The organism is Actinomadura nitritigenes, assembly GCF_017573545.1.
Taxonomy (GTDB): Bacteria; Actinomycetota; Actinomycetes; order Streptosporangiales; family Streptosporangiaceae; genus Spirillospora; species Spirillospora nitritigenes.
In genome coordinates this window covers 25,285-50,371 of the sequence record NZ_JAGEOK010000014.1, presented here as the reverse complement: position 1 = coordinate 50,371, position 25,087 = coordinate 25,285, and the positions used below count along the sequence as shown (strand labels likewise).

Genomic DNA, 25,087 nt, shown 5'->3' with positions numbered 1-25,087 from the left:
CCATGGTCACCTTCGGAGAGATGACCGCACTCGCCGGCGAACACCTGACAGACCTCAAGAACGCCATCCACGCACCCGATACCACCCATCAAGCCGCCGAACCGCCCGTGCGTTCCGAACTGTCCCAACTCGCCCACGTCCTCGTCCGCTACCACGACCAGATCGCCACCGGATTCGGTGTCCCGCACACACCCGAGCACGGCGTGCGGGACGCCGCCCGCCGCGCGGCCGCCCTCATCTCGCGGGCCGAACACCTCCTCGGCCCCCGTCCCACCTCCGAGACACCCGAAACCGTCCTTGCCGAGAAGATCCGCTGCGTCTCCATCGCCCTCGGTTGCGGCCTCGACCTGCTCGCCTCCCACAGCCCGACCACCCCGTCCCATCGCGCCTCGGCCGACGCACCCACCATCGCCGCGACCGACACCGCCCGCACCGTGCTCCACCAACTCAGCGACCACGTCGCCGTCGTCGGGCACCTCACCAAGCACACCGGCGAACCTTCGAACACCGCAAGCAAACCGCTCCTCACCGCCGCCGTCCTGTCCAGGGTCTTCGGCATGGATGCACGTCCACCGGTGAACATGGTTCCGCTGCACCGCATACCCGAACGGATCCCACCGAGAGTCGGTGAGAGGTTCACCGAAGCCGTCGTCGGAATCAGCGCGAGCATCCAACGCCTGGGCAACCCGCATGCACCCGGCTCGATCGCCACCTGGCGCTATCTTGCCCGCGCGGGCGCCATCACCTGCGACATCAACAGCAAGATCATTCTTCACCTCACCCGCCGGTTGGGGGAACTGGGCGAGGGGCGTCACCTGGCGACCCTCAAACAAGTCGCCTCGCTCATCAGGAACACGAGCGGAAAGTGGAAGGCGATCGCTCGGCGCTGGGACGCCTATCCGGCTTTCGGAAATCCAGCGGCCGGGCTGGCCACCGACGCCGGCGACCTGATCGTCCGCCTCGGACGGCTGGTCCATGCCGACCCCGCCTGGACACCCGGTCCGCGTGCCTCCTACCAGGTGAAACCGCCAGAGGAATTCGCCGCCAGCAGGACCGACGTCGCCCGGGTCGCGACCGTGAGCCTCAAGGCCTTCGAGGCCTGCAACATCATCGCCGCCCACCATCGGACCGCGATCAACGACCTGGCGGTCATCAGCCTCCTCCAACAGCAGGAGGATCACCCGACCTTCAGCCCGCGCGTCCCCAGTTCGATCCGGCAACTACTCGGCCTCTATGAATCCACGGAGGTTCAGGGCGCGGAAACCGTGACCGCGCTCGGACGCACCATCGAAGCCCTGGCAGTTCACGATCCAAGCCACACCGATGAAGCACGCCTGATCGCCCGTCGGGCAGCAGCCAAGGCCGCACCGAACCAAAGCCGCCTCGCAGCCGCCGGCTTTCCGACCGACATTGCGAACTGCTTGACCGGTGCGCAGCCACGTTTTCCCAGCCCACCACCGAGCGGCCGAGTACGTAACTCCCGAGATTCGCCCACCCACCGCAGCACTTGAACGCCGACTCGTAGCCGTTGACATGGCAGAAGCGTCCAAGCGCCCATCCGGCTCCCTTCCTGAGTGGCGCCCGGTGCGCGGCGGTCGTGGGTGGACTATCCAGGTAGTCGGATGGGCTTGGCCAATGTTCCCTCGGTCAGGTAGGCGCTGATGAGACCGGCCAGCCCGACCGGGTAGACGGTCTGGCCGGTCCGGGCGAGTTCGCCCAGACCCCACCAACGCCATTCCCGGATGTTGTCAGCCTGGGTGGCTCGTTCCGGCCGAACCTGCTGGGCGCGAACACGGGTGATGAAGTACTGCTCGACCTGCGCGACCTGTTCTCCGAACAGCGTGTGGATCGCACTGCGAAGGGCCACCTGAGGCCCGATCGAAACCTCATCGAGGCCGAGCTCCTCGCGGAGTTCCCGGGCCGCGGCAGCGGCATGTGTCTCGTCGGGCTCCAGGGCACCTCCTGGGACGGCCCAGAAGACGCCGCCGTCGTCGTCGTAGCGCAGGAGCAGTACGCGGTCGTTCTCGTCCAGGACGATCACGCGGGCGGCGTCGCGCGTCCGAGGTCGCGGCATGCGCCCATGCTCGCAGAAGCACCTGCGTCGGGGGCCTGGCATTGGCCCGCACCGGCGTTGATCGCCTGCCTCGTCCGCTCGTGGCCTGGCCTCGGCTACAGGGCGAGGATCGCAGTGTGCGCTGCGGTGGCGAGGATGCTTTGCGTGCGGAGCGGGAGGCCGAGGCGGTTCCAGTGAAAGATGACGTGGTAGGCGAGGACTTGGCGTAGGCCGCGCTGCAGCTTTCCTGTTCGGGAGGACGCACCGAGGGCCTGGCCTGCGTGGCGGAAGGCGTCGGCCCAGTCGGTGGCGAAGGTCAGGGGCCCGGTCTCGGCCAGCAGAGGGCCGTCCGGAGCGGTGTTGGCGGACATCAGGTGTCCGAGGGTGTCGGCCAGGGAGCGGAGACGGTCAGAGGGTACGTCGGCGGGCGCGGGGCGGTCCTGGGCGACGCGGTGCCAGGCGTCGCCTTGCTCGTACCACTCGAGTCCGGCGGATCGAAAAAGGACGGTGCACAGGAGGACGGAGAGTTCCCGGCGGCCTAGTCGGCATCGATCCTCCGAAAATGTGCTCAGCGTGGCCTGGCTGTCGGCGCAGAACAGTTCGTGAGCGGTGGCCATTCCGGTGGCGCCGCCGAACGCGGCGGTCTCCGGCTCGTAAATGCCGTACCACCAGCGGCGAATGCGGCCCTCTCGGGCGAGCTCGTCCAGCGCTCTGTCGACGCTGGTCAGATCGCGGCCTGGACTGGTCCGGAGGCGGAGCCTCCAGCAGGGATGCTTTCTGATGAACCACCATGCGGTGATCGTGGTTTCGGCTTCAGCGTTGCGCAATAGCGGCAAGAGGTGCTCGGTTGCCGTCTGTTCGGCGCGTGGCCAGTCAGCGAATTCGATGAAGAGCTGACACCAGTCACGAGCGCCGTGTAGCTCGAGTGCATGGCGACCTGCGCGCTGGTACGTCTCGATGGCGTCGGCCAGTGTGGTGGCCTCCAATTGAAAGCGATCGGCTGCGTGACCGAGCGGGACACCTGCCAGGACATCCAGGACGGCGGTCTCGATCGTTGCGAGCGGCTGCCGGGCTGCCTCGGTGGGCGCCGGGCGCATGAGTCGCTCGCCTGCGGTCTGGGGGGTTTCGGGTGTGGGGTGGCTCAGTCGATCAGGAGGCATGCGTCCCATCCGGAGAGCGGTGCTGCATCGGAGGCAGCGGTGTGCAGGGCGAGGACGGTGCCGGCGCTGCCATCGAGAAGGCCGGGTTCGGCGTTCCCGGCCGCTGAGGCGTGCTCGACGAGCCTGTCGGCCAACATCGGGAGCACGGCGGCGAGCATCGGCGTGATCGCGTCGCGGGCGGCTCGCCAGGCGGTCTGGAACACGCCGGCCCATCCGTGGCACAGGCCGGCGCACGTAAGCGTGGAGGTCTGGGCCGGATCGGCGAGGCACGCATGAAGGGCGTCTTCGAAGAAGCGTTGCCGGACGGAGTCGGCGGTGGCGATGGCGGCGAGTTGCCCGGCGCGTGCGATCCCCGGCGTGCCGTAGCACCAGCTCGGCCGCGCGGGTCCGGGCTGGGTGGGCTTGCCGGTGCGCAGGTCATGGCGGGTGATGTACTCCGGCCACCAAGGGCCGGCTTCGCCGTCTTGCTGCCAGCGGCCGAACCAGTCGATGATCGAGGCGATGGCCGCGTCCTGGCCGTCCACCGTGATGCCGCGGCGGGCCGCCTGGCTGAGCAGGAGCAGGGGACCGGTGATGCCATGGGCCGCGCCGAAGTTGGCGTGGCCGCCGATGTGGTGTCCGGTGGGGGCGCGACCGTGAGGATCGTGGTGGACCCACCATCCGGGCAGCTCGTCATCGCCGTTCCGCAGTGGTCTGGTGAGCATGACGAGGTAGGACAGGATGCGCTCGAGAGCGCTGCCGTTCGGGGTACGGCGCAGCAGGTGCGCGCCGATCCCCGTAAGGCCGTAGAAGATGTCGTATTCGCCGAAGGCTGGGAAGGCGCCGCGGTTGATGCGGGCCATGGCGGCTTCGACGCGGCGGTGGGCGAGTTGGTGGACGTGGGTGTCCAGTGTCTCAAGGGCGCGACGGTATCGGCCGCCGGCGTTGAGGACGAAGGCGATGGCGGGTGCGCCGAGGAAGAGTCCGGTGCTGTCGGCCGCGCTGATGTCGGCGGAGGCCGCCTGTTTGATCGAGACGTGTGCCTGGTGCCATATTTCTGCGCCGGAGTAGGCCCGTTCGATATGCATGAGGGCGATGCCGGCAGAGCCCTTGGCGAGGGATTGCGCCTTCCACGGTTCGTGCGACGAGGCAAGGGGCGAGGCGGCATGGCGTTGGACGAGGCGATCTGCAAGGACGACCGGGACGGTGCGGGGCGAGATCATCATCGTGTTCCCTTGCCGATGGCCACGTGGCGCAACGCGGCGTCCCGGGCAAGACGTCCGGTGAGACGTTCCAGATCGGGGTCGACACCGATCGCACGCACATAGTGGAGATGGAGCAGGGACCGTAGGACCGACGTCGGATCGCGCTGGGACTCCAGGGCGGTCCTGTATTTCGCCGCGGCACTGCGGCGCGCCCGCCAAGCGGACGGCAGCTGTGGTCCGAGGGCGGACGGCCAGGCCGCAGGCCCGTTACCGCCGAGATCAGGAAGGCAGTCTGCGAGGTCAAGGCATTGCTGCCGGAGCGCACGATCGAGCGGACCACGTCCGCGAGGCAGATGCTCGATCAGCCAGGTGAGGCACTCCTCCGAGGAAGCGCTGAGACTCGAAGCCAGATCGATCATGCTGGTCGCGGCAAGGGCGCGGAGATCCAGCGTCGACTGCTCCGCGGTCTTGATCTGGAGGAGGGCCGCGGCGGCGTCGGCGGCGAAGACCGTATGAGCGGCGTCCATCGCGGGACCGTGCCCGTAGCGTCCCGTCTGAGGTCCGTAGGTGGCCAGGCTGACCTCGGCGAGTAGTCGTTGGCTGCGTCGCCCTGCTGCCCACTCGTGGATCGCCTCGGCGACCTGGCCGTACAGGTCCGGGTGGGGAAGCTCCAGATACACGGCAAGGTATTCGCCGCTTTCGGGGTGCGCCATCCGGCGGTGCCGCCGGAACCACCAGCGCGGTTGCGGCTCCAGAGCTTGGAGCAGTTCCGGCAGGTGGACGATCAAGATCTCGTTGTAGCGCAGCGGGTGAGCGTGCATTTGGGCGTACACGATCCGCGACCGTCCAGGCAGCTGTGCGGCCTCGGGAGCGACAACGGAGTACGGGGACCGCACGGGAACGGGTGGACGAGCGGTGGTGGGCGCTGTGGAGGTGAATGGAAGGAGCACCTCGTGCGCACGGCCGATCCACGCCAGGTCGTCCGGCGACGGAGTCTCGCGCAGTTCGAGCCGGCGGGCGCTGTCCAGCCGGGTTCTGAGCAGCGCTCGGTGGAATCGGTGGGTGAGGTCCAGCGGTAGCCGCTGGCCGTCGTCGACCATCGTGACGCGATCGCCGGCCCGAAGCCTGGCCTGCCAGGCTCTGAGTCCCACCTCCCATTCGGCCATCGACGCGCGCCGGCCGGGGAGGTCGGTGGCCGCCAGCAGCCAGCGGGCAGGGCTGAGAATGGTGCGCCCGTACCGCACCCTCGGCAGGTAGGGCAGGTGGGCTGCGGCGCCGAAGTCGAAAGCCTTGTAGACGGCGCATCGGGCGGTGACGATCTCGGCGAGGAACCGGGCCAGCGGCGGGGTGTGGACACCGGCTTCGAGGGCGTGGACGACGCGCGGCTCGACACGCCTCCCGGTCGACAGCTGAATAAGAAAGAACTGCCGGGCGTCGGCGGCGACCGCGAGGTCGTCGAGCCCGATCACGTCATAGCGATCGCTTCGGTGCTCGGACAGGGCGATGACGTGCGGGAGCAGCTGCGGAGTGCGGGCGACGTTGTCGTTGCGTCGGCGCCGAGGCGCGAAGGACAGCTGCGCGCTGATCACCTTCGAGTCGGCGGTCCGGTAGGTGGCTGCGAGCCGGTTGCGGTGCGGCTCGGGCAGCAGGTGGGCGAAGCGTCCGGCCATGCTGCTGCCGGGACGGGGTGTCCCGGTGACCACGAGACGGAACGAGCCGCGCGCGATCGCCTCCGACGAACTTGCGTGGATTTCCACGGCGAGTTCCGCGCGCGGCACGGGGATCATCTCGTCGGCGTCCCCGACCGCCAGGTCCTCGACCAGATGATCGGTGAGGACTATCTCGTCGGCTCCGTCGAGCAGGGTCTGCTGGACGAGAGCGAGGAGATTCTCGTCGCGGTCGGTCAGTGGGCGGGCGGTGCGCCGGTAAGCGGAGCCCAGGTATTCGGCGGGCAAGCCGAGACCGCTGTCGGCCACCAGGTCCATGACGGGCACGACCGCGCCAGCGCCGTACCGGTCGCGGAAGCGGCCATGGTAGTCGCGCCAGTGCTGGTATCCGAAGGGCTGGGGAGTGAGCCGGTACAGGGCCGCGACGGCGTCTTGCGCCTCGCGTGCCACTTGCACGGGGATCTGGACCCGGCAATCGAGGGCCGTATCGACGATCAGCGGCACCGGTGCCGCATCGCTGAGTGCCCGCATCTGGTCGGCCAAGCCGATCCCCGTGCGCCAAGAGGCAGGTGAAGGCTCGATGTCGAGCTTCTCGTGGATCTCATACAGGCGCCGCACCATGCCGGAGACGTCGTCGATCGTCTCGGCTTTGACGGCACGGAGTTCGGCGCACACGTGGCCCAGCGCGTCCAGCCGGGTCATCGGGGCCCACAGGCTCGTGATCAGGACGTTCTGCTTGACCAGGCCAATGAGCATCGCCTCGATCCGGCTCGACGCCACGGCTGCGAAGCGGGCTGCGATGCCGTCGCACAGGTCGGCGAATCTCGCGGGCTCGCGGGCGGCTTCAAGAGCCGCTGCCAGCGCCCGAGTGTGCCGCACCGACGTCTCCAGCGGCGCGAGAGGTTTCGCCCGGTCGACCTCGGGAGCTCCGGGGACGACGAAACGGTCGCCGCGCACCCGCCCGGCGTCATTCGCCACTATCGGCAGCCGCCTGAGCAGCTCGTGGCACTGCTGGAGGCGGACGATGATGTCGGCGAGCCAGTCGGCATCGGTGCGCACGGTCGTCAGATGCCTTGAGCCCCATGACACCTGCGCACCATCGCCGATCCGCGCCGGAGCGACTCCGGCGAACAGGCCGAACGGCGTCGGACGTCCCTGCCAGCGGAGCAGGTAGGACGCCACCGACAGCACGACGCGCCGCACGCGCCGCTGCTGCCGGCACCTGCCGTCCAGGACGTCCTGGACACGGCCGACAAGGGCGGGGCTGGCCGCTTCCAGAGCGTTCCGTACCTGGTCGTTCCGCCAGACATCGGTAAGCCACTCGCGGCCCCGTTCGGCGGCGTCCTCGCCGAAGATCTGGAGGTCCCGCGGCAGCAGTTCGGCAATGCCGTCGGGGACGGTGGTGGCCCGCAGGAGAGCGCTGGGCTGCCACTGGTAGCTGGCGGGGGTCTTGAGCACCATGGGGCGGCCTCCCTGGGCTGCGTTCGCATGCCGGGGACCGGGGTGTGCCGGGCGGGGGCTCCGGCACACCTCGGCGGTCACCGGGTGGTCAGAACGGGTCGTCGATGTAGGAGTTGCAGGCGCTGCCCTGGCAGGTCGAGCCGCACCCGTCGCCGGTGTCGCACATCAGCTTGCCGTTGGGGTGCGCGGCGACCACGACCCGCACGTCGAGGTCGAACTCGTCCTCGATGCAGTCGCCGGCGGGCGTGCCGGCCAGCGTCGGGATGGCCGCGATACCGGTCTGCGGCATCTGGATCACTCTCCTTGTGCAGTGGGGGTGTGTGGAACGGCCTGGTCGTCGGCTGTGGGCGCCGCTGACCAGGAGAGCGTGACCCGGCTGTGCCGCTTGTCAACGACGCGGCCTGCGGGCAGCTGGTCATCCGGTGTTCCGACCGGGTGGACCTCGATGCGGGGACCGGGACCGCCGCGCTGTTCCTGGTCCCACGCGCGCACCTGCGCGGCCACGGTCTCGGCCAGCGCCGCTCGTCCAGAGCCGAAGGCATGGACGCCGAATTCGACGGACTGCGGGTCGGCGGTGGGCCGCGTGGTGAGGTAGGCGAAGCTCCGGTCGTCGACGGTCGCCATGGAGAACCACTTGTTGCTCGGCGAGACGAGCCCGGTGTCCAGGTCGGGATCGACGGCCATGATGCAGAAGCCGGGCAGCACGGTGGCGAGGAATAGCTGCAAGGTGTCGAACGGCTCCTGCCGCCCGACGCCCACGCCGGTCCAGCTCTCCGCGCGAGGAGTGCGCACCGCGTTGTCGAGGCTGCTCGGTTCGACGGGAAGCCCGTCGTCGAAGCGGAGCGCGATCTCACCGGTTCCGGTGACGAGCACCTGCTGCTCCTGGTGACGGCCGGCACCCTGCATGGGCACGAACCCGCACACCTGCCCGGACGTCCCGACCAGGTGGTCCTCGGCATGGTCGAAGGCGATGGAGCGGGTGAGCCCCTTGATCCGCAGGGGCACTACGAGCCGCCCCTTCGGCGCCAGCTGGGCGATCCACGCAGGCGGGATGTCCCAGGCTCCGACGGTGACGAGGATCCGGTCGTACGGCGCGGACGCGGCAACGCCATCCTCTGCATCACCGGCAACGACTTGAACGCGCGCATAGCCCGTATCGGCCAACAGGCGTTCGGCTCGAGCGGTGACGTCCGGGTCGATGTCGATCGTCGTGACCTCGCCGGCCTCACCGACCAGCTCGGCGAGTAGCGCGGCGTTGTACCCGCCGGAACCGATCTCCAGGACGCGCATGCCCTGGGCGACCTCGGCCTGCTCCAGCATCATCGCCTGGATCTGCGGCGCGGACACCGAACTGGTGATGACTCCGTGCGCATCCTTCTTGGTGAACACCGCCTTGTAAGGTGCGTAGGCCTCATCCAGTGAGGCGTCCGGCGCGAACCGGTGCCGGGGGACGGTACGCATCACGGCCTCGACCTGCGCGGAGATGATCATGCCGTCCGCGACGAGCGCATCGACCATCTGCCCGCGCAACTCGGCGGCGCGGTCCGGGTCGACATCCGTCTCGGTCATTGCGGATTCCTCCAGCCAGATCGTCGTGCCGCGCTGCTCGGGAGCGGCGCCGGTGCTGCTCACCGAGTACAGCGGGAGGCGCGGTGCCCTGTGCGGTACGGCTGACAGCACACACCGGGGTTTGGTTTGCTCGCAACGACGAGCAAACCCTTCAGTGAACGTGAGCGGCTCGATGACAACGTCCCCAGCGCCACGTCCCGGACGCAGGCCCGGCCGTCCCGCCAAACGCCTGGACCCGGCGGCCTCCCTGCTCGCGCACCTCGGCGCCGAACTCCGCCGGACGCGGCTGCAACGCGAGCTCACGCTGATCCGGCTCGGCGAGCTGACCGGCTACTCCTGGCAGCACCTCGGGAACATCGAACGCGGCCAGGTCGTCCCCGCAGAGAACGTCATCATCGCCTGCGAACGCGCGCTCTCGGCCGGCGGACGGCTGATCTCCCTGCTCCCCGGCGTGATCCGCGAACAGGCCGCCCAACGCCATGCCCGGGAAGCCGCCCGCCATCACAGCGCCCCTGCTCCCAGCGACGACATCGACTGGAGCCGCTTGGCTGCAGCCACCGCACGCCCCTCAGCGATGACCCTCGATTTGGTTGAGGAACTGGAGGCGATCACCGACCGGCAGCGGCGCCTGTACCACGAACTGACATCAGCGCAGATGAGCGTCCCCGTCGAGGCGCACCTCGGTCTGCTGACCTCACTCCTCGGCAACGCCCCGTCCACACCGCTGCGTCACCGCATCGCTTCGGCCGCGAGCGAAGCCGCCGGCTTCGCCGCCTGGATCTGGCACGACCTCGGAGACCCGCACAAGTCCGCCCTCTACTACCGCACGGCCCGCGACCTGCTCCCCGAAGCGGGCAACCCGGCCCTGGCGTCCTACATCAGCGGCTACCAAGCCTTGGCCAGTGACGCCGATGGAACTACCGCCGACGCCGTCCAGCACGCCCAAAAGGCCCTCGCCACCGCCCCCAAAGCCACCACACGCCTCACCCGCTCCTGGCTGTCCGCACTGGCGGCCAGCGCCCTCGCCGCCACCAGCCGGCGCCCCGACAGCCTCGCCCTCCTCCACCAAGCGCAAGAGCACTTCGACGCCGCCCAGGACCGCGAAGAATGGATGTACGAGTTCGACCGGACGGCCCTGGCCGACTACCGCGGCCAATGCCACCTCCGCCTCGGGCAGCCCAAGGATGCGATCAACGCGTTCAGCGAAGGACTGGCCGCGCTCCCCACGACCTGCGAACGGCGCGGCGCCCAGATCACCATCGGCCTCGCCGAAGCCCACCTCTCCGACGGCCGGCTCGACCAGGCCACCGACGCCGCACACCGCTCGCTGGAGGTCTTCGCCGCCCGCGGATCGGTGTCGGGGTTGCTGCGGGTACGACGCTTCCGCGATCTTCTGCGAGACGGCGGACACCAGCGGGAGGCGGACCAGATGGACCAGCACGTGCGGGCACAACTTCAGGAACCGCAGTGACCCCGATCCCCGCCGACCAGGTCGCCGAGGCCACCACCGTCCTGGACGCCGTCCAAGTTCTGCAGGGCGGTGCCGTCGTCTACTGGCTCGAAGGCCGGCCGGACGGGCACGACGTTCTCGTCCGCTGGACACCTGAGGACGGCGCCCGCGACGTCCTCCCCGCCGGAACGGACGTGGCCAGCCACGTGCACGAATACGGCGGCGGCGCCTACTACGCCACCGACACCGAGATCTGGTTCTGCAACGCCGCCGACCAGCAGATCTACCGCACCACCGACCACGCACCCATCCCCGTCACACCGGCCACCGGCGCGCGCTACGCGGACATGAGACCCGGCGCCAATGGCCTGTGGACGGTCCGCGAACGCCACCAGGACAACCGCGTCATCAACGACCTGGCCTGCATCCCCGCCTCCGCCGGCTCCCCCCACACCGTGACGAGCGGATGGGACTTCTACTCGTTCCCGCGTCCCAGCCCGGACGGCCGCTGGCTGGCGTGGACCTGCTGGAACGCACCCAACATGCCCTGGGACGGCACCACGCTCTACTTGGCTGAGGTCCTCGACGACTCCGGCGCCATCGGCATGCCCCACCTCATCGCCGGCGGCCCGGACGAATCGGTGTTCCAGCCCGAGTGGAGTCCCGACAACTTCCTGCACTTCATCTCCGACCGCACCGGCTGGTGGAGTCTCTACCGCTGGACCGGCGACCGCGTTGAACCGGTCCTCCAACGCCACGCCGAACTCGGTGTCGCCCAATGGGAGTTCGGCTACTCCACCTACACCTTCCTCGACGACGCCATCGCCGTCCTCGTTCAGCAGGGCGGAACCCAGAGAATCGAGCTCCTCCGCGACGGCAAGACCACAGCCCTCGACCTCCCGTACACCTCGATCAAGCCCTACCTGTCAGGCTCGGGAACGACGATCGCCGCCATCGCCTCCAGTCCGCAGCAGTCACCACAGATCGTCCTGATCGACGCCACCACCGGCCACCATCAACCCTTGACCGCGCACACCACCCATCCGCAGCCGGCTTCAGTTCCCGAACCGTTCAGCTTCCCCACCCGTGACGGCAGCACGGCCCACGGCCTCTACCACTCCCCACCCGCCACCGACGGCCCACCGCCGCTGATCGTCAAAGCGCACCCCGGCCCCACCGCGAACACGCCACTGCGCCTGGACTGGCACACCCAGTACTTCACCAGCCGCGGCTACGCCGTCGCCGAGATCGACTATCGCGGAAGCACCGGCTACGGCCGCGCCTACCGCCAAGCACTCCACGGCGAATGGGGCGTCCTCGACCCCCACGACTGCGCCGACGCCGCCACCCACCTCGCCGACACGGGACGCGCCGACCCCGACCGCACCGTCATCTGGGGCGCCAGCGCCGGCGGCTACACCGCCCTGCGCGCCCTCGCCACCACCGACACCTTCGCCGCGGCCATCGCCCACTGCCCCGTCATCGACCCCGCTACCTGGCGAGACGCAGCACCCAAATTCCAAGCCCACCACGCCGACACCCTCATCGGCCCCTTGCCCGACGCCGCCTCCACCTACCAGCAACGCTCCCTGCTCCACCACGCCGAGCACATCACCTGCCCGGTCCTTATCCTCCACGGCGACGACGACCCCATCACCCCACCGGCCCAATCCCGAGCCCTCGCCGCCGCCCTCAGCCCCCGAGCCCGCCTCCTCACCTTCCCTGGCGAAGGCCACGTCCTCCGTGCACCCGAATCGATCAAGCGAGCACTGGCCGCCGAAGAGGACTTCCTCGCCGACCTGCCGACATGACAGCGGAACGCCGAGGAGAGGCACGCCTACTCCCGTTCAGCCCTTCTCCCGAGACTTCTCGTCGTCCCCGCGCCGCAGTCGCGTCTGCTCGGCGATCCGACTGGAGAGCTTGCCCGTCGCCGACTTGGCCAGGTCGAAGGTCTCGTTGCCGAGGCGCTTGGCGGTATCGACGTGCTCGGCTCCCGTCTCGAGCGCCTTGTCCCTCACCTCCTTGGCCTCGTGCGTCCAGCGGCGGACCTCCGCCGCCTCCCGAGCGCGCTCGATCCCAAGCCTTTCGTGGAAGTCGACGATGGCGGTCGAGAGATGGTTGCTCGACTGCACGACAGCCGGGGCCTTGGTCGGATGCATCAGCACTTTGGTGTTGGCGGTGCCGACCGCCGCGCCCATGCGGGCCATCAGGCGCTCGGTCGCCCGCATGATGAGGTCCAGCCGGTTCTGCCGGGCGGCCTTCAGCCCGAGACGGTGACCGTCGAGCTCCTCCGGGGAGGCGTCCAGCACCCGGTCGAGCTCGAGCACGGCGATCGCGTCCTGCAGCTGGAAGCGGCGTGCTAGGACGGCGATCCACAGCGGTGGTCGGCTGCGTCTGGATCGGTCCACATTTCGCCGCGCTTCTACAGCCTGCGGTTCATGCAGCTTCACGTGGGATGAGAAGGCCCGCCGATGAAGTTTGATCAGACGATCGTGGCGTCGAGGGTCATGGGTTCGCCCTGGCGGTAGCGGCGGTATTGGCGGGAAAGGACGTCGAGGGAGAGCAGGGGCCAGCGGGTGACTGCGCCGGTGGTCTTGTCGACGGCGAGGGTCGTGGGCGTTTCCAGGGAGGGTATGGAGGGCGGTTCCGGGATGTCTACCTGGACCGGGAGTGCTCTGAAGCCGTCCTGGAACTCTTCGATGTGCAGGAGTAGCAAGGTGGTGCCGTGGCTCGGCAGGTGCCGGTGGGCGCGGCGCCAGGCCTCGGCACGGTCGATGCTGCGGTGGCCGAGTGAGGTGGGGTCGTCCCCTGTTGGGCGAGCGATGACATTCAGCGTCGTGCCGTCCTCGTGTGCGGCTTCGAGTAGTGCGGTGAGGGCTCGTCTGATCACGAGGATCGAGTCGCGGGCGTTGCGCAGGGCGTTGGCGGTGGAGGCGTCGAGGCGGGTGGTCGTTGGCTGGGTGAGCAGGTGCTCGATGGTCTCGATGTCGCCCTGTTGTGCGAGTTTCCCGACGGTCTCCACGGCCCGGAGCAGGCGGGTGTAGCGGTCGGCGGCTGGGTGCATGAGAAGGGTCCTTGTGGTGGGCGTGGGCCGGGGGCGCGGCGACGGGAGGATGCGCCGCACCCCCGGGGCTTGGTGGTCCCGTTGTTCGCGGACGGCTCTTCAGGGCTGATGGTGGAACTGTCGGGTCTCGTTGCGGCTGACGATGCGCTCGGCGGTTTCCTGTAGGTCGATCAGCGGTTGGCGCACGTAGCCTCGGCGGTCGCGCCACGAGAAGCCGGTCGGTCCGACCCAGATGTTGAGGGTTGCGACGGTGAGGACCGAGATGCCGCGGTCGTCGCTGCAGCCGGTGGCGGGTATGCCGCGTCCGCGCAGGGCGTCCAGAAGGTTGTCGGACGCCAGCTTCGGGGCGATCACGCGGACGGCTGTCGGCCAGCATGCGGGCAAGGGGAGAGTGAACCAGACACACTTGCCGGTCGTGGTGGTCAGGCGGGAGCGGGTGAAGTGCGAACCGGTGCGGGTGGCCAGGGCCGCCACGATGGACAGGCCTTTGCCGTGCTCGTCAAGCAGGTCGGCGTTGCCGGACACCGGCCAGGTGTCTCGGTGAGTATCGAAGACCGAGACCACCAACTCCAGGGCCGGGCGGGTGCGCGCCCAGATCCATAGCTCGGGATGCGTCGCCGAGGAGGCGTGGGTGTGGGCGTTGGTGGCCAGTTCGGACACCGCGAGCTTGGCGTCGTCGATCGTGTCGGTGGTGAAGCCGAGCTCGCGCATCGTCGCGGCGACGAGGGTGCGGGCTTGGGAGGCGGCGCTGGGGTCGCGGGGGAGCTGGAAGGCACAGGCTCCGCCGACCGTGATGTCGGCCGGCCTGCCGGTCAGCATCGAACGTCCCGGCCACGCGCCCCGGCCACGCAGTGACGGCCCCGACTTCGGCTACGTCGCCGGAAAGGCCGGCGAGCGGACTTGGCCGACGCGACCGTTTGCGGGAGCGGCGCAGGCGTTGAGGACTGGAGCGGGCTGCCGAGTGAAGACGGCTGGTGCCGCTTCGCCGGGCGGCCGAGGGTCAGCAGTTGGCGCCTCAGGGCGTCGGGCGTGGCCCCTTCGAGGAGAAGGATGGTGTCGTTGTCGGAGGTCAGGGCCCAGTAGCTGCCGGTGTACTCCCCGAACCAGCACGTCGCGCGGGGGAACTGATCGCTGAGTTCGGCGACGGCGCTCTCGGGATCGCGTTGGGTCGCTGTCCAAGGCGCTGGCGGCGGCATCACCGGGTCCGCTTGATGGTGCCCTCGGCCTCCTGCCTGGACGGAGACGAGTCTGGGGGTGGGCGGCCTCTCGAGAACGGGTGACGGGTTCGTACGATCACGCATGGGTCGGACCTCCTGCGTCCGATCAAGACCCCGGCCGGTGTTGCAGCACCGCGTCCGGGGTCGCTTCGACTTGCCTCGTGGTCCGCCTTTGTGGGCTCGCGTCGAAGTTGATCAGTTCATGACGCTCCCCCGACTCTTCGCAGCGGCGAACCGATGCCAGCATGCACCTGAGAACTGTGCCGCACAAGTGTGCAGATATGCATTGCGGCATTTGCGAAGAACATTCCCTGAGGACAGTGCTTCGAGAGCCGACGGCTCACTTCATGTCCGCAGGCGAACTTGCGGAAGGTAACTTGTGCCATGCAAGCAAGGGAGGATTCATGCCCCAGCCTCACGTGACGACGGTCCGGATGCGTCGTCTCGGCTCCGAACTCCGCAAACTGCGAGAGAACGCCGGCTACACCATCGAGCAGGTCGCTGAGCACCTCGAGTGCTCGCCCTCACGAGTCAGTCGCATCGAGACGGGCAAGGCTCAGCCGCCGAAGCAGAGGGAGATCCGAGACCTGCTGGAGCTGTTCGAAGCGGCGGACGCACAGACCAGGGACACCCTTCTCCAGCTGGCGAAGGAGGCGGCGCAGCCAGGCTGGTACAACGAGTTTCAGGACGTCTTCCCGCCGCGGTTCGGTTCCTACATCGGGCTGGAGAGCGAGGCCGCCGAGCTGCGTCACTTCGACAACCAGCTCGTCCACGGGCTGCTGCAGACTCCCGGGTACGCCCGCGAGGTCCTGCAGACAACTCTCTTCGGCGAGGCACCGAAGACGATCGACCGTCTGCTCGAGCTGCGCCTCGCCAGGCAGCAGATCCTCGAGCGCAAGGAACCGCCCTTCGCCCTTTGGGTGATCATGGACGAAAACGTCTTTCGCAGGCCGATCGGAGAGGTTCCGGTGATCAAGGGGCAGGTGCGGCGCCTGCTGGAGGCGGCCGAGGCTCCCAACATCACCTTGCAGGTTCTACCCTTCGGTAAGGGTGCACACGTTGGGCTCGACGGGCCGTTCTCGCTGCTCGGTTTCCCCGAGCCCACCGACCCGGACGTCGTCTACGTCGAGAGTCAGGCCGGTAACGCGTACCTGGAGCAACCGCACCAGGTCAGCCGCATGACCACCAAGTTCAACCTGCTGGTGGCCTCCGCGCTGGACCCTCGCGAAACGGTGTCCTTCCTGCGCAGCCTCGAGAAGGAGCAGCAATGACCGAGTCGGCCCCCTCCGTCCCGAACTGGCGCAAGGCGACAGCTAGTCAGGGAAGCCAGGGCTGTGTTGAACTGGCCAGGGCCCACGGGGCGGTCGGCATCCGCGACTCCAAGGATCCTGACGGGCCCAAGCTGTTCATCGACCGCGACGCGTGGCGCGAATTGGCCGGCCGGTTCGGCAGGGGCGAGTTCGACATCTCTTGAGGGCGGGGCTCGCCAGAGCATGGCGTCCTTCCGTTCGTGTGCGATGCCAAACTCGACCGGCTTCGTTTTCGTGCTGCTACACCGCAGGGGGATCTAAGGAGGGCGGTCTGGGCGAGGCGGACGGAGCCGCTGCGTCGGGCCCCAGGCTGCGTCTGGGAGGCAGTGGGGTCGGGTAGGCCGGGGCATGCTGTCTTCGGAACGGTCTGCTCTCGGGGGTTAAGTGCCTGCTCGAGAACTCCGGCTCTTGGTTGAGGTGTTAGCGATCACTCAAGTTGAGGACGACGGCGTCATTGCTGGTGGGGACGTGGTTGTGCGCGAAGGCCCCGCCAGGGGCGTCCTGGTGGGGCCGTGGTGTGCAGGTTGGCGCGGTGGTGGTCACTCTGTCGCGATGACCTCGTTGACGGCGGAGCGGGCGGCGGTTTCGTCGACGACGGTCTTGTCGGCGATGAAGGTGGCCAGCAGGGATTGGATGGCCAGGTTGTTGATCGCGCGGGGATAGCCGCGGCTGGCGGCGCGGCCCCCGCATCCTGCGTCCCCGGCCCGCGCGGTCAACTCCCTATGACGGCGCCACGGCGCAGGGGAAATGTCGCCGCCGGCCGTGATCCGCCCGGGAACTGTTGCCATGGGCATGGCGTCGAAGGCACGCTGGGTCGTAGATCTTGGTGGACGGGGTGACGGGGCGTGCCTGACGCCGGGCGGGAAGTGATCAACGGTCGCTACCGGCTGCTCTCGGTCATCGGGCAGGGGTCCATGGGCCGGGTCTGGCGGGCGCGGGACGAGCTGCTGAACCGCGACGTGGCGGTGAAGGAGATCCTCCTCGCGGCCGAGGACGAGCCCGCGGAACTGGCGGAGCGCGCCATGAACGAGGCGCGGTCGACGGCCGCGCTCAGCCATCCGGGCATCGTCACCGTGTTCGACGTCATCGAGCACGACGGCTCCCCGATGATCGTGATGGAGCTGCTCAAGGGCCGCTCGCTCGCCGAGATCCTCCGCGAGGAGGTCAGGCTGCCACCGCGCCGGGCCGCCGAGATCGGCGCCGAGATGCTCGCCGCCCTCCGCGAGGCCCACGCGGCCGGGATCGTGCACCGGGACCTCAAAACCGCCAACGTCTTCGTCACCGACCGCGACCGGGTTGTCATCACCGACTTCGGCATCGCCCGGCAGCGCGGGCAGCGGACTCCCGGCGCGCCCGGCGAGATGAGCGGCACCCCGGCGTTCGTCGCCCCCGAACAGGCCCGCAACGAGGCCGCCGGGCCGCCCGCAGACCTGTGGTCGCTGGGCGCCACACTCTTCAACGCGGTCGAGGGCCGCCCGCCCTACCAGGGCCCGGACTACGCGTCGATCCTGCTGACCCTGCTCACCCAGGACCCGCCCGCCCCGCGCAATGCGGGACCGCTCAGCCCGGTGCTGGCCTCGCTCCTCGTCCGCGACCCGGAGCGCCGGGCCGACGCCGACGAAGTCGCCGCCGCCCTGGACCGCATCCTCCACGCCGCCCCGGAGAACGCCCCGCCGCCCGCGCCGGTGACGCCGGCGGCACCGGCTGCACCGGCTGCACCGGCTGTGCCCGCGTCGCCGGCCAGTGCCGGAAAGGCGCCCTCCCCGCCCGCCGGCAATGCGGGCTCGGCCGTCACCGCGTCCACCCCACCGCCCAGGTCGGCCGCAGCGCCCGCGTCCGCCGCGCCGCAGCCGAGGACCAGGTACGTGACCACGCGGCCGGTGCCGCCGATCAAGCAGCCGCCCACCCCGCTTCGGCAGGAACGGGTTCGGCGGCTGGTGCCGGTCCTGGTGTGCGTGCTGGTGGGCTTGGGGAGCCTCGCGGCCTTGCTCAACGTTGACACCGACCCATCGGCCGGCAGCGCGACCGGCTCTCCGGAGCCGTTCCCCAGCTACCTGATCACGGACCCGTCGGACTCCACGGATTCCCCGTCCGCCGCCCCTTCGGACCCCCCTCACCCGACCGGCGCGGCCTTCAGCCCGGACGGCCGGACGGTCGCGATCGCCCTCGGCGACAAGCAGATCCGGGTCTACGACGTACGGACCCACCGGCGCATCTCGACGCTTCACCTCGGCGGCGACAGCGATGAGGATCCGGTCGCCATGGCGCTCAGTCCGGACGGCCGAGAACTCGCCATGTCACCGTCGGACGGGCCCACGGCGGTGTGGAACCTCGAGACTCACAAACAGATCGCGAAGACGAACGATTTCAGTGACGCGAGCCGCCTGACCTTCGACTCCGGCGGCGGAAGGCTCACGGCATTCGGCGAGCACGGGGACCACCTCGTCTGGCGCATCGGTGAGACCCCTCGAACAGATCAGATCGTCCCCGACGAGGGATGTGTGATCTCCACGGTGAGCCCCGACGGCACCACGCTCGCCTGCACCGGCATGGAAGGCCCGGGCGTCACGCTGTGGGACGTCTCCGCACGGAGCCAGATCGGCACGCTGACCCCACCGATGACCACCGACCCGCCCCTCACCATGGCCTTCAGCCCCGACGGCCGGAGTCTCGCCCTGGAGGGCACTCCGACGGTGACCCTTTGGAACGTCGCCCTGCAGCGGCAGATCGGCACCCTCGACACTTCCCAGGCCATCGAACGGCTGCTGTTCACTCCGGACGGCACCCACCTGCTCGCCCAGGGCGGAGGGGACGTCAAGGACTGGCGGCTGACCCCGTCACCACAGCGCTCGGCCTCCGGGTTGCCCGGGTCCGATACGGGCTTCGTCACCACCGCGGCGCTCAGCCCCGACGGCAGATCCGTTCTGTTCGGCACGTCCAGCGGCAAGATCGTCGTCCGTGACCTGGCCAAGGGCAAGGACGTCGAACATTGGCATGCCTGATGAAGGCTTCTGGGCTGTCCGCGCATCGCGCATCCACTCGGTGTCGCCCCGATGGCTGTAGCCCCACCGGCCGGCTCGTGGTGACTCCGCCACCCCTATAGGGACAGCTTGAGCTGCGGAAGCTTGGCTCCGGCATGGTCGGGTGATCTGTATTCGGTCGGCGCCCCCGGACGTCAACGTGCCGGACGCCCGGTCATAATGGAACGTATGTTCGACATGTTGGGTGGTTGAGGTGCGGGTGCCGCCTGCCGTCACCTACCGCGCCATCGATGGTCCGGCGTTTCTGCTCGGTTGGGAGCGGCACCCGGACCGGTCATGGTGGGCCAGGATCTTGTGGATCGAGATGAACCCTGACGGCTACACCGGACGGCACGCGCGCGTGCCCGGCACTGAGGTCGCTCCTATCCCTGGCCAGGACTACAGCAGCGTCCGGCGTCATCGCCTGTCCGCGCGCCCGCCGAGCGATCCGACCGACCCGCGAGATCCGTACCACCGTCCGAGCCCGCAAGAGCGATACCGGCTCGCGGCCGAACAAGCCCTTCGCCGCAGGCCGGAGCCCGATTTCTGACCGCCTCGACGGCACGGCCGGCTGTCATTCGCCGGCATCGGTCGAGCGTCGGAAGAGCCCGCAGCTTTTCGGCGGCGTCGGGTCTGGAGAGCAGCGGTGCCCGCGTGTACTTTCCCGGGATGGTGGAGTCGGAGGACGAGCACGGCACGAGGACGCCATCGGGCGAGATCTGCACGGATGGCTCGGTCCAGGTCGCCACGCTCACCGCGGCGCACTGTTCGCCTTGCTGAACCGGGGTGTTTCCGTCGTAGGTGATCAGGAGGCGGCGTGAGAAGCCGGGTCGGCGCAGGTGAGCGTATGCCTGCTGGTCGTCATCGGTGAGGGACAGGCCGGGGACTCGTTCGTCCTGCAGTTCGTTTGCTGAGATGCCGAGCAGCCGCCATGCGTCCGGACGGGCGAGCACCAGCTGGATGGCGTGCTCCCGCGGGTGGGTGAGGACATCCAAGACCAGGTGGCGGACGGCGTCCTCTGCGCCTGGGCCCGCGAGTGAAGCTCCACCCCAGTCGAAGGGATCGTGAGGAGCGGTGTCCGCCTTCTGGTGGCTGGGTGAGGCGGGCTGCGGCTCGACGCGTGGTCGGGCGGGATGGGACCGGGGTTTATGCAGCAAAGTCGGCAAAGCTTTGCGCCGCCAGATGGCCACGCCGCCGAGCATTGTGAGAACGAAAAGGGCTGCCGCACCCGCGGTGTTCTCGAGTGGCCTCTTCTTGTCCATCCGCGAGCGGTGCGGATGGACCGTCCGCGAACGATGCAGAATGGCGGTGCGGTTGGTTGGTGCCGTGGACGGCGAGGTGGCGACGCTCTGGCGAGGCTGTAGCTGCTTGGTCGTGCGGCGGGTGGGCGTGCGGGACTGAGCGGGGGTGGGGCTCGGGCGTGCAGACGACTTGGGTCCTTCTCGTGGCTTTGGCCGGGAGTCGTGACCGAGGGTTGCGTGGTGGTCGTGTTTGGTGGGTCTGTGACGTCCGGGGGGCTTGGCCGGGATGGAGTCGCGAAGGACGTTCCCCCAGTCGGGATCCTTGCCGGTCTTGAAGCTGTGCAGCATCTCTTGGCGGGCGCGGCGGCAGACCGTCTTACGGTCGACATACCGCTTCGCGATGGGGCTAAGGGGTGGGCAGCCGGGGTTCTGTTCCGCCCGACCGGGCACGGTGAGCGCTGCCCAACTCGGCGTTCCGAGCAGGACGGTGAGTGCTGCGCCGGCCAAGAACCTGGGAACCTGCCCGTGTCGGGGGAGTCCGCAGGCGGTGACGCGGTCTCGCTGTCGTCTGAGGCTTCCTTGCCTGGTCATGGTGCTTCCACGTTTCCCTGGATCACCTTGCGGCGGGGGTGAGGTTCGGGGGCCGGCGGAGGACGGTAGGCGGCTGGCGCCTTCGGTGGGCGAGGGTGTTTGCGGGGCCATGTGATGGCCATGTACAGCGCGAACGGCCAGTAGATGATGCTGGCGCAGCACAAGGTGTTGACCAGCATGATGAGCAGAAGCTCGTCTGCGCCGCGGACCAGGGCGATGAAGGTCGGCAGGACGGCGAGGCCGACGAAGACCGCGAGGATGGGTAACCAGTACCAGTCCGGCGGGATTTCTCTGAGCATCGGATGAGCCCTTCTTATGGTCAGAGGTTGCGGCGCCTGTTCCGGTCGGGTGTCTGCGTTGCGGGCTTGCGTGCGGCCGGTGGTTCGAAGGGCCGCTTGGCGCTGATCTCCAGGGCCTGGTCGATCGTGAAGGGGAAGCCTTCGGCGGCCAGCCGCGCCTGCGTGCTGTGGACGACCGGGGCGACCTCGGCGATCACCTTGTCCGGCAGGTTGGTGGTGGTTTCCAGGACGGTTCGCAGCTCGTCGGGACCGAGCTGACGTTCGCGGTGTTGGTCGGCGATGAGGTGGGCGCGTTGCTGCCGACGGGCGTTCTCCCAGTCGGTGCGATGCGGGCCGTGGATCGTCGCTGCCCACTCGGCCCCGTTGCCTTCGGCGAGCGCTGGCCGCGGCGTCGCGGGCTCGCCGGTGCGCACGTTGGGGTTGCAGATGAAGAACGGGGCGGCCTTGCGCATCGCGTCGAGAGGTTCCATACCGTCGGTGCGGGCTCTGTCGTAGTGGCTCATCGCGTGCGGGTGCAGGTCGCGGAGCCGGTTCTCGCACTTGCGGACGGCCGCGGCTGCCGACGAGCTGTTGGCGGTGTAAGGGATGGCGGCTCCCCATGCTTCGGCGACGCCCAGGAGCCCGGCCTGCTGGAGCCATTGACGGTCGTGGGCCCGTACCCACCGTGAGCGGGCCTCGGCGAACGCTGCCTGCTGGGCCGCGGATTCCGTGCGCTCGGCCGCCGCATCCCGTGCAAGCTCGGCTGCCCGTAACCGGGCGGCGCGGCGTGCATGACTCTGTTTGAGGGCGGCCGCCATCGCGACGATCTGGATCATGCGCTCGCCGCCGTGCGAGAAGCCTTCTGCGATCGGGTCCGGATGCTGGCTGGTCATGGTGTGTCTCCCTGAGTTGGCTACTTTGTGCGGCGTGTTCCTGGTGCTCGCGTCGCCCCTGGTGTCTCACGTGAAGGCGGAGGGGATCGGAGATCGGGGAGCGCGGGGAAGTCGTGCGCTGCCGGTGCCAGGTCCGAGGGCGGGTCGCGGGTGATCGCGGACATGACGGCGGCGGTGACCTCGGCTGGGTCGCACTGGGCGCGGGACGCGACGCGGGCGACCTGCCTGGCGGCCTGGTCCGGGGACAGGGCGGCGATGACGGTCGCGGCGGCGCGGACGGCGGCCAGCCGGTTCTCGGCGAACTCCAGCGTTCGTCCGGCTCGCTCCAGTCTCTCATCAACGACCAGGTCAGCCAGCGGAAATGTCGACCGCAATGCCGCCTCTATGCCTCCGCCTTCCGGGTTGTCCAGCAGGTCGGCAGGGTCCCGGTCTGCGGGGAGTTGGACGGTTTCGACCGGGCCGGCGACCTCGCTCAGGTGGCGCCAAGCCCGGACGGCTCCGAGACGTCCGGCGGCGTCGCCGTCTAGGGCGATGACCAGGCCGCGGGTGCCGAGGTCGGTGTGGTGGTTGAGCGCGTCCAGGTGGGTTGTGCTGAGGGCGGTTCCGCAGGTGGCGACGGCGGCATAGGTCTCCGGCATGACGGTGTTGACTGCGATCGCATCCAGCGGGCCTTCAACCAGGAGGGGACGAACGCCCTGGGCGGTGAGCCGGTCGCCCACCTCATGCAGGCCGAAGAGCACCTCCCGTTTGTGGAACAGCACCGTGTCCGGGGTGTTGAGGTACTTGGGTCCTGTTGAGGTGTCTTGGCTCCGGCCGACGAATCCGATGACCGCGCCGTCGTCGTCACGGAAGGGCAGCAGGACACGGTCGCGGAAGACGTCGATCAGCTCGCCATCACGTCCGAGCTTGCCCAGACCAGCGGCCATGATCGCCTCATCCTGATGCCCGCACCGGCGGAGGTGCTGGACGAGTGCCCGTCGCGGCCGGAGCGCATGCCCAACCTGCCACCGCGCCTGGACTTCTGCAGTGAAGCCGCGGCGGGTCAGATAGGAGGCGCCCCAGCTTCCGGCGAGATTGGCAACGAAGAAGCGATGCGCGTCCTCGATCGCAGCAAGCAGCTCATCGTGCGGCCTACCCGTCGCTGGCGCCTTCTTCGACGGTCTTGATGGGAGGGCTTCCTTCCCCTGCGCGCTTGTCCGACCCACCGGGAGGGGAGCGGCAGAATCGACGGGCTGCAGCTTGCTGAGCCGGAACCGCAGCCGCGATGCCGTACGGACCACCTGCTCCCCGACCAGCCGGACGGCTCCCGTCGCGTTGGCTCGCGCGTCGGCCCCCGCCCAGCTACGCGGAGCGGAGAAAGACAGATGCCCGGTCGGCAAGCCGACCTCTGCCAGCAGCAGGAAGGCGACCGACTCGGCGAAGGCGCGCCTTGCCCCGTGGCATGGCTCTTGGTCCAGGTTCGACGCACCTGGCCGTCCCCGAACGTCGAGGACGTGCGCGAGTTGGTGGGCCAGAAGCGTGGCCGCCTCGAGGTCCTCGAGTTCGGGCGCGATCGACAGCCGCCGATCTGGGTCTCCCAGGTAGGTCCAGCCTTGCCCCCGGTCCAGGTAGACGCCGAGGTCGCCCGTCAGCCGGGCCAGCCTTGCCAGACCCGTGGCCGTCGGGACGGGTGCGGCCTCCTCGAGCGCCGCGCCATCGGTCTGCTCGACGTCGAAGACCGGACGCGGCTTACCCGAGCGGGACAAGATGCGGATGCTCGACTCGCCGCGTCGGACCTGCCGTCCCCGCTTCAGCCAGTCATCGTAGGAACGGACGTCAGTGGCCGTGGGTCTTTGCGCCGGGATCAGCAGCGTGTTGGTGAACCCGTATCGCCCGTAACGGCTGGCTTGCTCGAGCCACGCCGCCCAGCCGAGGCGTCCGTCGAGCAGAGCCGCAACGCCGTAGTCGGTGATCCCGTGCAAGAAGTCCAGCTGACGCTGCTGCTTCTCCTCGGAATCGGCTGCGTGGTGCTCGGGTGACGACGGTCCGCTCATGCCCCACCGCCCTGGGGCGAGTCGTTGCGCAGGACGGCCAGGAGCTGCTGGAGCCGGGCGGTGCCTATCGGGTACCCCAGCTCACGCAGCCGGTCACCGAGGTAGCTACGAGTGACTCGGACGCCTCTCCGTCGTGCCTCCCGCTGGACACGCCGCGCGGCCACCAGGAGCTCGTCCTCGCCGGGAGCCTGCTCGGCGACGCTGGCCGGGCCGCCCTCGGGAGAGCCGTTCGCGTTGATCCCGGTTGGCATCCGGCGCAGCGCGAGGCGGTCCGCCAGCGGCGCATCCCAGCGCCATGCCCACCGCCCGTACTCCTCCTGCAGCACCGATACGGCCAGTAGGTGTCGGTACTCCAGCTTCAGCCCGTCCTGGTAGGCGGTGACGTGCCACAGAACCATCCGCCGCCACAGCAGCAAGCTGGAGACCGGCGCGAGCAGCCATCGAGCCGCCGGTACGCGTTCCACCCGGCGCGCGGATGCCAGCCCGACCCACCGGCGGATCAAGTGCCTGACGCCCTCCACCACCGTGATGAACAGCACCGGCATCGCCGCGTACATCACGCTGCCGGCCAGCTCACCATGCGCGGCGGACACGTTCACCAGCACCGTGCCGCCGATGTAGGCCCATGCGACCCAGCGCATGACCGGCCACGGCAGGTCCAGGTACTCCATCAGCAGATCCCAGGTGAGGAGGATCAAGATGCCCAGGTCCATTCCGACCGGAACGATCCATGCCAAGCCCTTGAAGTGCGGCTCGGCCAGCTCCCGCACAGTGGTGAACGATCCGAGTCCGCCGAGCACTGCGAGAGTCGCGATTAGCGGAGCGACCAGCACCACCACGACCTGAACCGCGCGATCACGTGCCACCTGAGCTGATGCGCTCGCAGAGCTGGCCAG

At 69.1% G+C, this 25,087-nt stretch carries 21 protein-coding genes; 6 read left to right on the top strand and 15 right to left on the bottom strand.

Features of this window, described 5'->3' with window-relative positions; translation table 11 throughout:
• Positions 1-20: 20 nt before the first annotated feature.
• Positions 21-1,511, top strand: coding sequence for a hypothetical protein (locus tag J4557_RS22330; protein WP_208268663.1), 1,491 nt, complete (start codon positions 21-23; stop codon positions 1,509-1,511).
• A gap of 95 nt (positions 1,512-1,606) precedes the next feature.
• Here the strand turns inward: J4557_RS22330 and J4557_RS22325 are convergent, their stop codons facing one another.
• The 6 genes from J4557_RS22325 to fxlM form a co-directional block, all read right to left on the bottom strand.
• Complete coding sequence (locus J4557_RS22325) at positions 1,607-2,074, bottom strand: NUDIX domain-containing protein (RefSeq protein ID WP_208268662.1); 468 nt, start codon at positions 2,072-2,074, stop codon at positions 1,607-1,609.
• A 95-nt stretch (positions 2,075-2,169) separates the two neighbouring features.
• Complete coding sequence (locus tag J4557_RS22320) at positions 2,170-3,150, bottom strand: thiopeptide-type bacteriocin biosynthesis protein (RefSeq protein ID WP_208268661.1); 981 nt, start codon at positions 3,148-3,150, stop codon at positions 2,170-2,172.
• Positions 3,151-3,194: 44 nt separating this feature from the next.
• Entirely contained in the window at positions 3,195-4,418 is a 1,224-nt protein-coding gene (locus tag J4557_RS22315; RefSeq protein WP_243776185.1) for a lanthionine synthetase C family protein, read from the bottom strand.
• Positions 4,415-7,525: a lantibiotic dehydratase gene (locus tag J4557_RS22310; RefSeq protein WP_208268660.1), complete on the bottom strand. Its 3,111-nt coding sequence runs from the start codon at positions 7,523-7,525 to the stop codon at positions 4,415-4,417. The genes J4557_RS22315 and J4557_RS22310 overlap by 4 nt, the downstream gene beginning before the upstream one ends.
• An 88-nt stretch (positions 7,526-7,613) precedes the next feature.
• Positions 7,614-7,814 (bottom strand): FxLD family lanthipeptide, encoded by a 201-nt coding sequence (locus J4557_RS22305; protein WP_208268659.1) that lies wholly within the window; start codon positions 7,812-7,814, stop codon positions 7,614-7,616.
• A gap of 5 nt (positions 7,815-7,819) precedes the next feature.
• Positions 7,820-9,157: a methyltransferase, FxLD system gene (gene fxlM / locus J4557_RS22300; RefSeq protein WP_307800133.1), complete on the bottom strand. Its 1,338-nt coding sequence runs from the start codon at positions 9,155-9,157 to the stop codon at positions 7,820-7,822.
• A 97-nt stretch (positions 9,158-9,254) separates the two neighbouring features.
• Here fxlM and J4557_RS22295 point away from each other — a divergent pair, with 97 nt between their 5' ends.
• Complete coding sequence (locus J4557_RS22295; protein ID WP_208268658.1) at positions 9,255-10,565, top strand: helix-turn-helix domain-containing protein; 1,311 nt, start codon at positions 9,255-9,257, stop codon at positions 10,563-10,565.
• A complete protein-coding gene (locus J4557_RS22290; protein WP_208268657.1) occupies positions 10,562-12,355 on the top strand; it encodes a S9 family peptidase in 1,794 nt (597 codons plus the stop codon). The genes J4557_RS22295 and J4557_RS22290 overlap by 4 nt, the downstream gene beginning before the upstream one ends.
• Positions 12,356-12,391: 36 nt before the next feature.
• On the opposite strand, the gene J4557_RS22285 is transcribed toward J4557_RS22290, so the two are convergent.
• The 3 genes from J4557_RS22285 to J4557_RS22275 all read right to left on the bottom strand — a co-directional run bounded on the left by J4557_RS22285 (position 12,392) and on the right by J4557_RS22275 (position 14,427).
• Entirely contained in the window at positions 12,392-12,994 is a 603-nt protein-coding gene (locus J4557_RS22285; protein WP_208268656.1) for a hypothetical protein, read from the bottom strand.
• A 32-nt stretch (positions 12,995-13,026) separates the two neighbouring features.
• On the bottom strand, positions 13,027-13,608 hold the full coding sequence (locus J4557_RS22280; protein ID WP_208268655.1) for an SUKH-4 family immunity protein: 582 nt from the start codon (positions 13,606-13,608) through the stop codon (positions 13,027-13,029).
• 99 nt (positions 13,609-13,707) lie between these two features.
• Positions 13,708-14,427 (bottom strand): ATP-binding protein, encoded by a 720-nt coding sequence (locus J4557_RS22275; protein ID WP_208268654.1) that lies wholly within the window; start codon positions 14,425-14,427, stop codon positions 13,708-13,710.
• 802 nt (positions 14,428-15,229) lie between these two features.
• On the opposite strand from J4557_RS22275, the gene J4557_RS22270 reads away from it, so the two are divergent.
• Both J4557_RS22270 and J4557_RS22265 read left to right on the top strand, forming a co-directional pair.
• Complete coding sequence (locus J4557_RS22270) at positions 15,230-16,096, top strand: helix-turn-helix domain-containing protein (protein WP_208268653.1); 867 nt, start codon at positions 15,230-15,232, stop codon at positions 16,094-16,096.
• A complete protein-coding gene (locus J4557_RS22265) occupies positions 16,093-16,299 on the top strand; it encodes a DUF397 domain-containing protein (protein ID WP_208268652.1) in 207 nt (68 codons plus the stop codon). Before J4557_RS22270 ends, J4557_RS22265 begins: the two co-directional genes overlap by 4 nt.
• A 375-nt stretch (positions 16,300-16,674) precedes the next feature.
• On the opposite strand, the gene J4557_RS22260 is transcribed toward J4557_RS22265, so the two are convergent.
• Positions 16,675-16,851: a hypothetical protein gene (locus J4557_RS22260; protein ID WP_208268651.1), complete on the bottom strand. Its 177-nt coding sequence runs from the start codon at positions 16,849-16,851 to the stop codon at positions 16,675-16,677.
• Positions 16,852-16,980: 129 nt separating this feature from the next.
• Here J4557_RS22260 and J4557_RS22255 point away from each other — a divergent pair, with 129 nt between their 5' ends.
• Entirely contained in the window at positions 16,981-19,137 is a 2,157-nt protein-coding gene (locus J4557_RS22255; protein WP_208268650.1) for a WD40 repeat domain-containing serine/threonine protein kinase, read from the top strand.
• Between the two features lie 401 nt (positions 19,138-19,538).
• On the opposite strand, the gene J4557_RS22250 is transcribed toward J4557_RS22255, so the two are convergent.
• The 5 genes from J4557_RS22250 to J4557_RS22230 all read right to left on the bottom strand — a co-directional run bounded on the left by J4557_RS22250 (position 19,539) and on the right by J4557_RS22230 (position 25,030).
• Complete coding sequence (locus J4557_RS22250; protein WP_208268649.1) at positions 19,539-20,417, bottom strand: hypothetical protein; 879 nt, start codon at positions 20,415-20,417, stop codon at positions 19,539-19,541.
• A gap of 566 nt (positions 20,418-20,983) precedes the next feature.
• Positions 20,984-21,286: a superinfection immunity protein gene (locus J4557_RS22245; RefSeq protein WP_208268648.1), complete on the bottom strand. Its 303-nt coding sequence runs from the start codon at positions 21,284-21,286 to the stop codon at positions 20,984-20,986.
• Between the two features lie 20 nt (positions 21,287-21,306).
• Positions 21,307-22,158 (bottom strand): hypothetical protein, encoded by an 852-nt coding sequence (locus tag J4557_RS22240; RefSeq protein WP_208268647.1) that lies wholly within the window; start codon positions 22,156-22,158, stop codon positions 21,307-21,309.
• Between the two features lie 20 nt (positions 22,159-22,178).
• Entirely contained in the window at positions 22,179-24,191 is a 2,013-nt protein-coding gene (locus tag J4557_RS22235; RefSeq protein WP_208268646.1) for a toprim domain-containing protein, read from the bottom strand.
• Positions 24,188-25,030 carry a DUF2637 domain-containing protein gene (locus J4557_RS22230; protein WP_208268645.1) on the bottom strand — a complete coding sequence of 281 codons (843 nt, stop codon included), beginning with the start codon at positions 25,028-25,030 and terminating at the stop codon, positions 24,188-24,190. Before J4557_RS22230 ends, J4557_RS22235 begins: the two co-directional genes overlap by 4 nt.
• Positions 25,031-25,087 lie beyond the last annotated feature (57 nt).

Bases quoted from the DNA above. Each gene is read 5' to 3' on its own strand.
- J4557_RS22305 (WP_208268659.1), bottom strand. From the start codon at position 7,814: ATGCCGCAGACCGGTATCGCGGCCATCCCGACGCTGGCCGGCACGCCC.
- J4557_RS22265 (WP_208268652.1), top strand. From the start codon at position 16,093: ATGACCGAGTCGGCCCCCTCCGTCCCGAACTGGCGCAAGGCGACAGCT.
- J4557_RS22235 (WP_208268646.1), bottom strand. From the start codon at position 24,191: ATGAGCGGACCGTCGTCACCCGAGCACCACGCAGCCGATTCCGAGGAG.
- J4557_RS22240 (WP_208268647.1), bottom strand. From the start codon at position 22,158: ATGACCAGCCAGCATCCGGACCCGATCGCAGAAGGCTTCTCGCACGGC.
- J4557_RS22250 (WP_208268649.1), bottom strand. From the start codon at position 20,417: ATGGACAAGAAGAGGCCACTCGAGAACACCGCGGGTGCGGCAGCCCTT.
- J4557_RS22325 (WP_208268662.1), bottom strand. From the start codon at position 2,074: ATGCCGCGACCTCGGACGCGCGACGCCGCCCGCGTGATCGTCCTGGAC.
- J4557_RS22275 (WP_208268654.1), bottom strand. From the start codon at position 14,427: ATGCTGACCGGCAGGCCGGCCGACATCACGGTCGGCGGAGCCTGTGCC.
- J4557_RS22330 (WP_208268663.1), top strand. From the start codon at position 21: ATGACCGCACTCGCCGGCGAACACCTGACAGACCTCAAGAACGCCATC.
- J4557_RS22280 (WP_208268655.1), bottom strand. From the start codon at position 13,608: ATGCACCCAGCCGCCGACCGCTACACCCGCCTGCTCCGGGCCGTGGAG.
- J4557_RS22310 (WP_208268660.1), bottom strand. From the start codon at position 7,525: ATGGTGCTCAAGACCCCCGCCAGCTACCAGTGGCAGCCCAGCGCTCTC.
- J4557_RS22270 (WP_208268653.1), top strand. From the start codon at position 15,230: ATGCCCCAGCCTCACGTGACGACGGTCCGGATGCGTCGTCTCGGCTCC.
- J4557_RS22245 (WP_208268648.1), bottom strand. From the start codon at position 21,286: ATGCTCAGAGAAATCCCGCCGGACTGGTACTGGTTACCCATCCTCGCG.
- J4557_RS22320 (WP_208268661.1), bottom strand. From the start codon at position 3,150: ATGCGCCCGGCGCCCACCGAGGCAGCCCGGCAGCCGCTCGCAACGATC.
- J4557_RS22315 (WP_243776185.1), bottom strand. From the start codon at position 4,418: ATGATGATCTCGCCCCGCACCGTCCCGGTCGTCCTTGCAGATCGCCTC.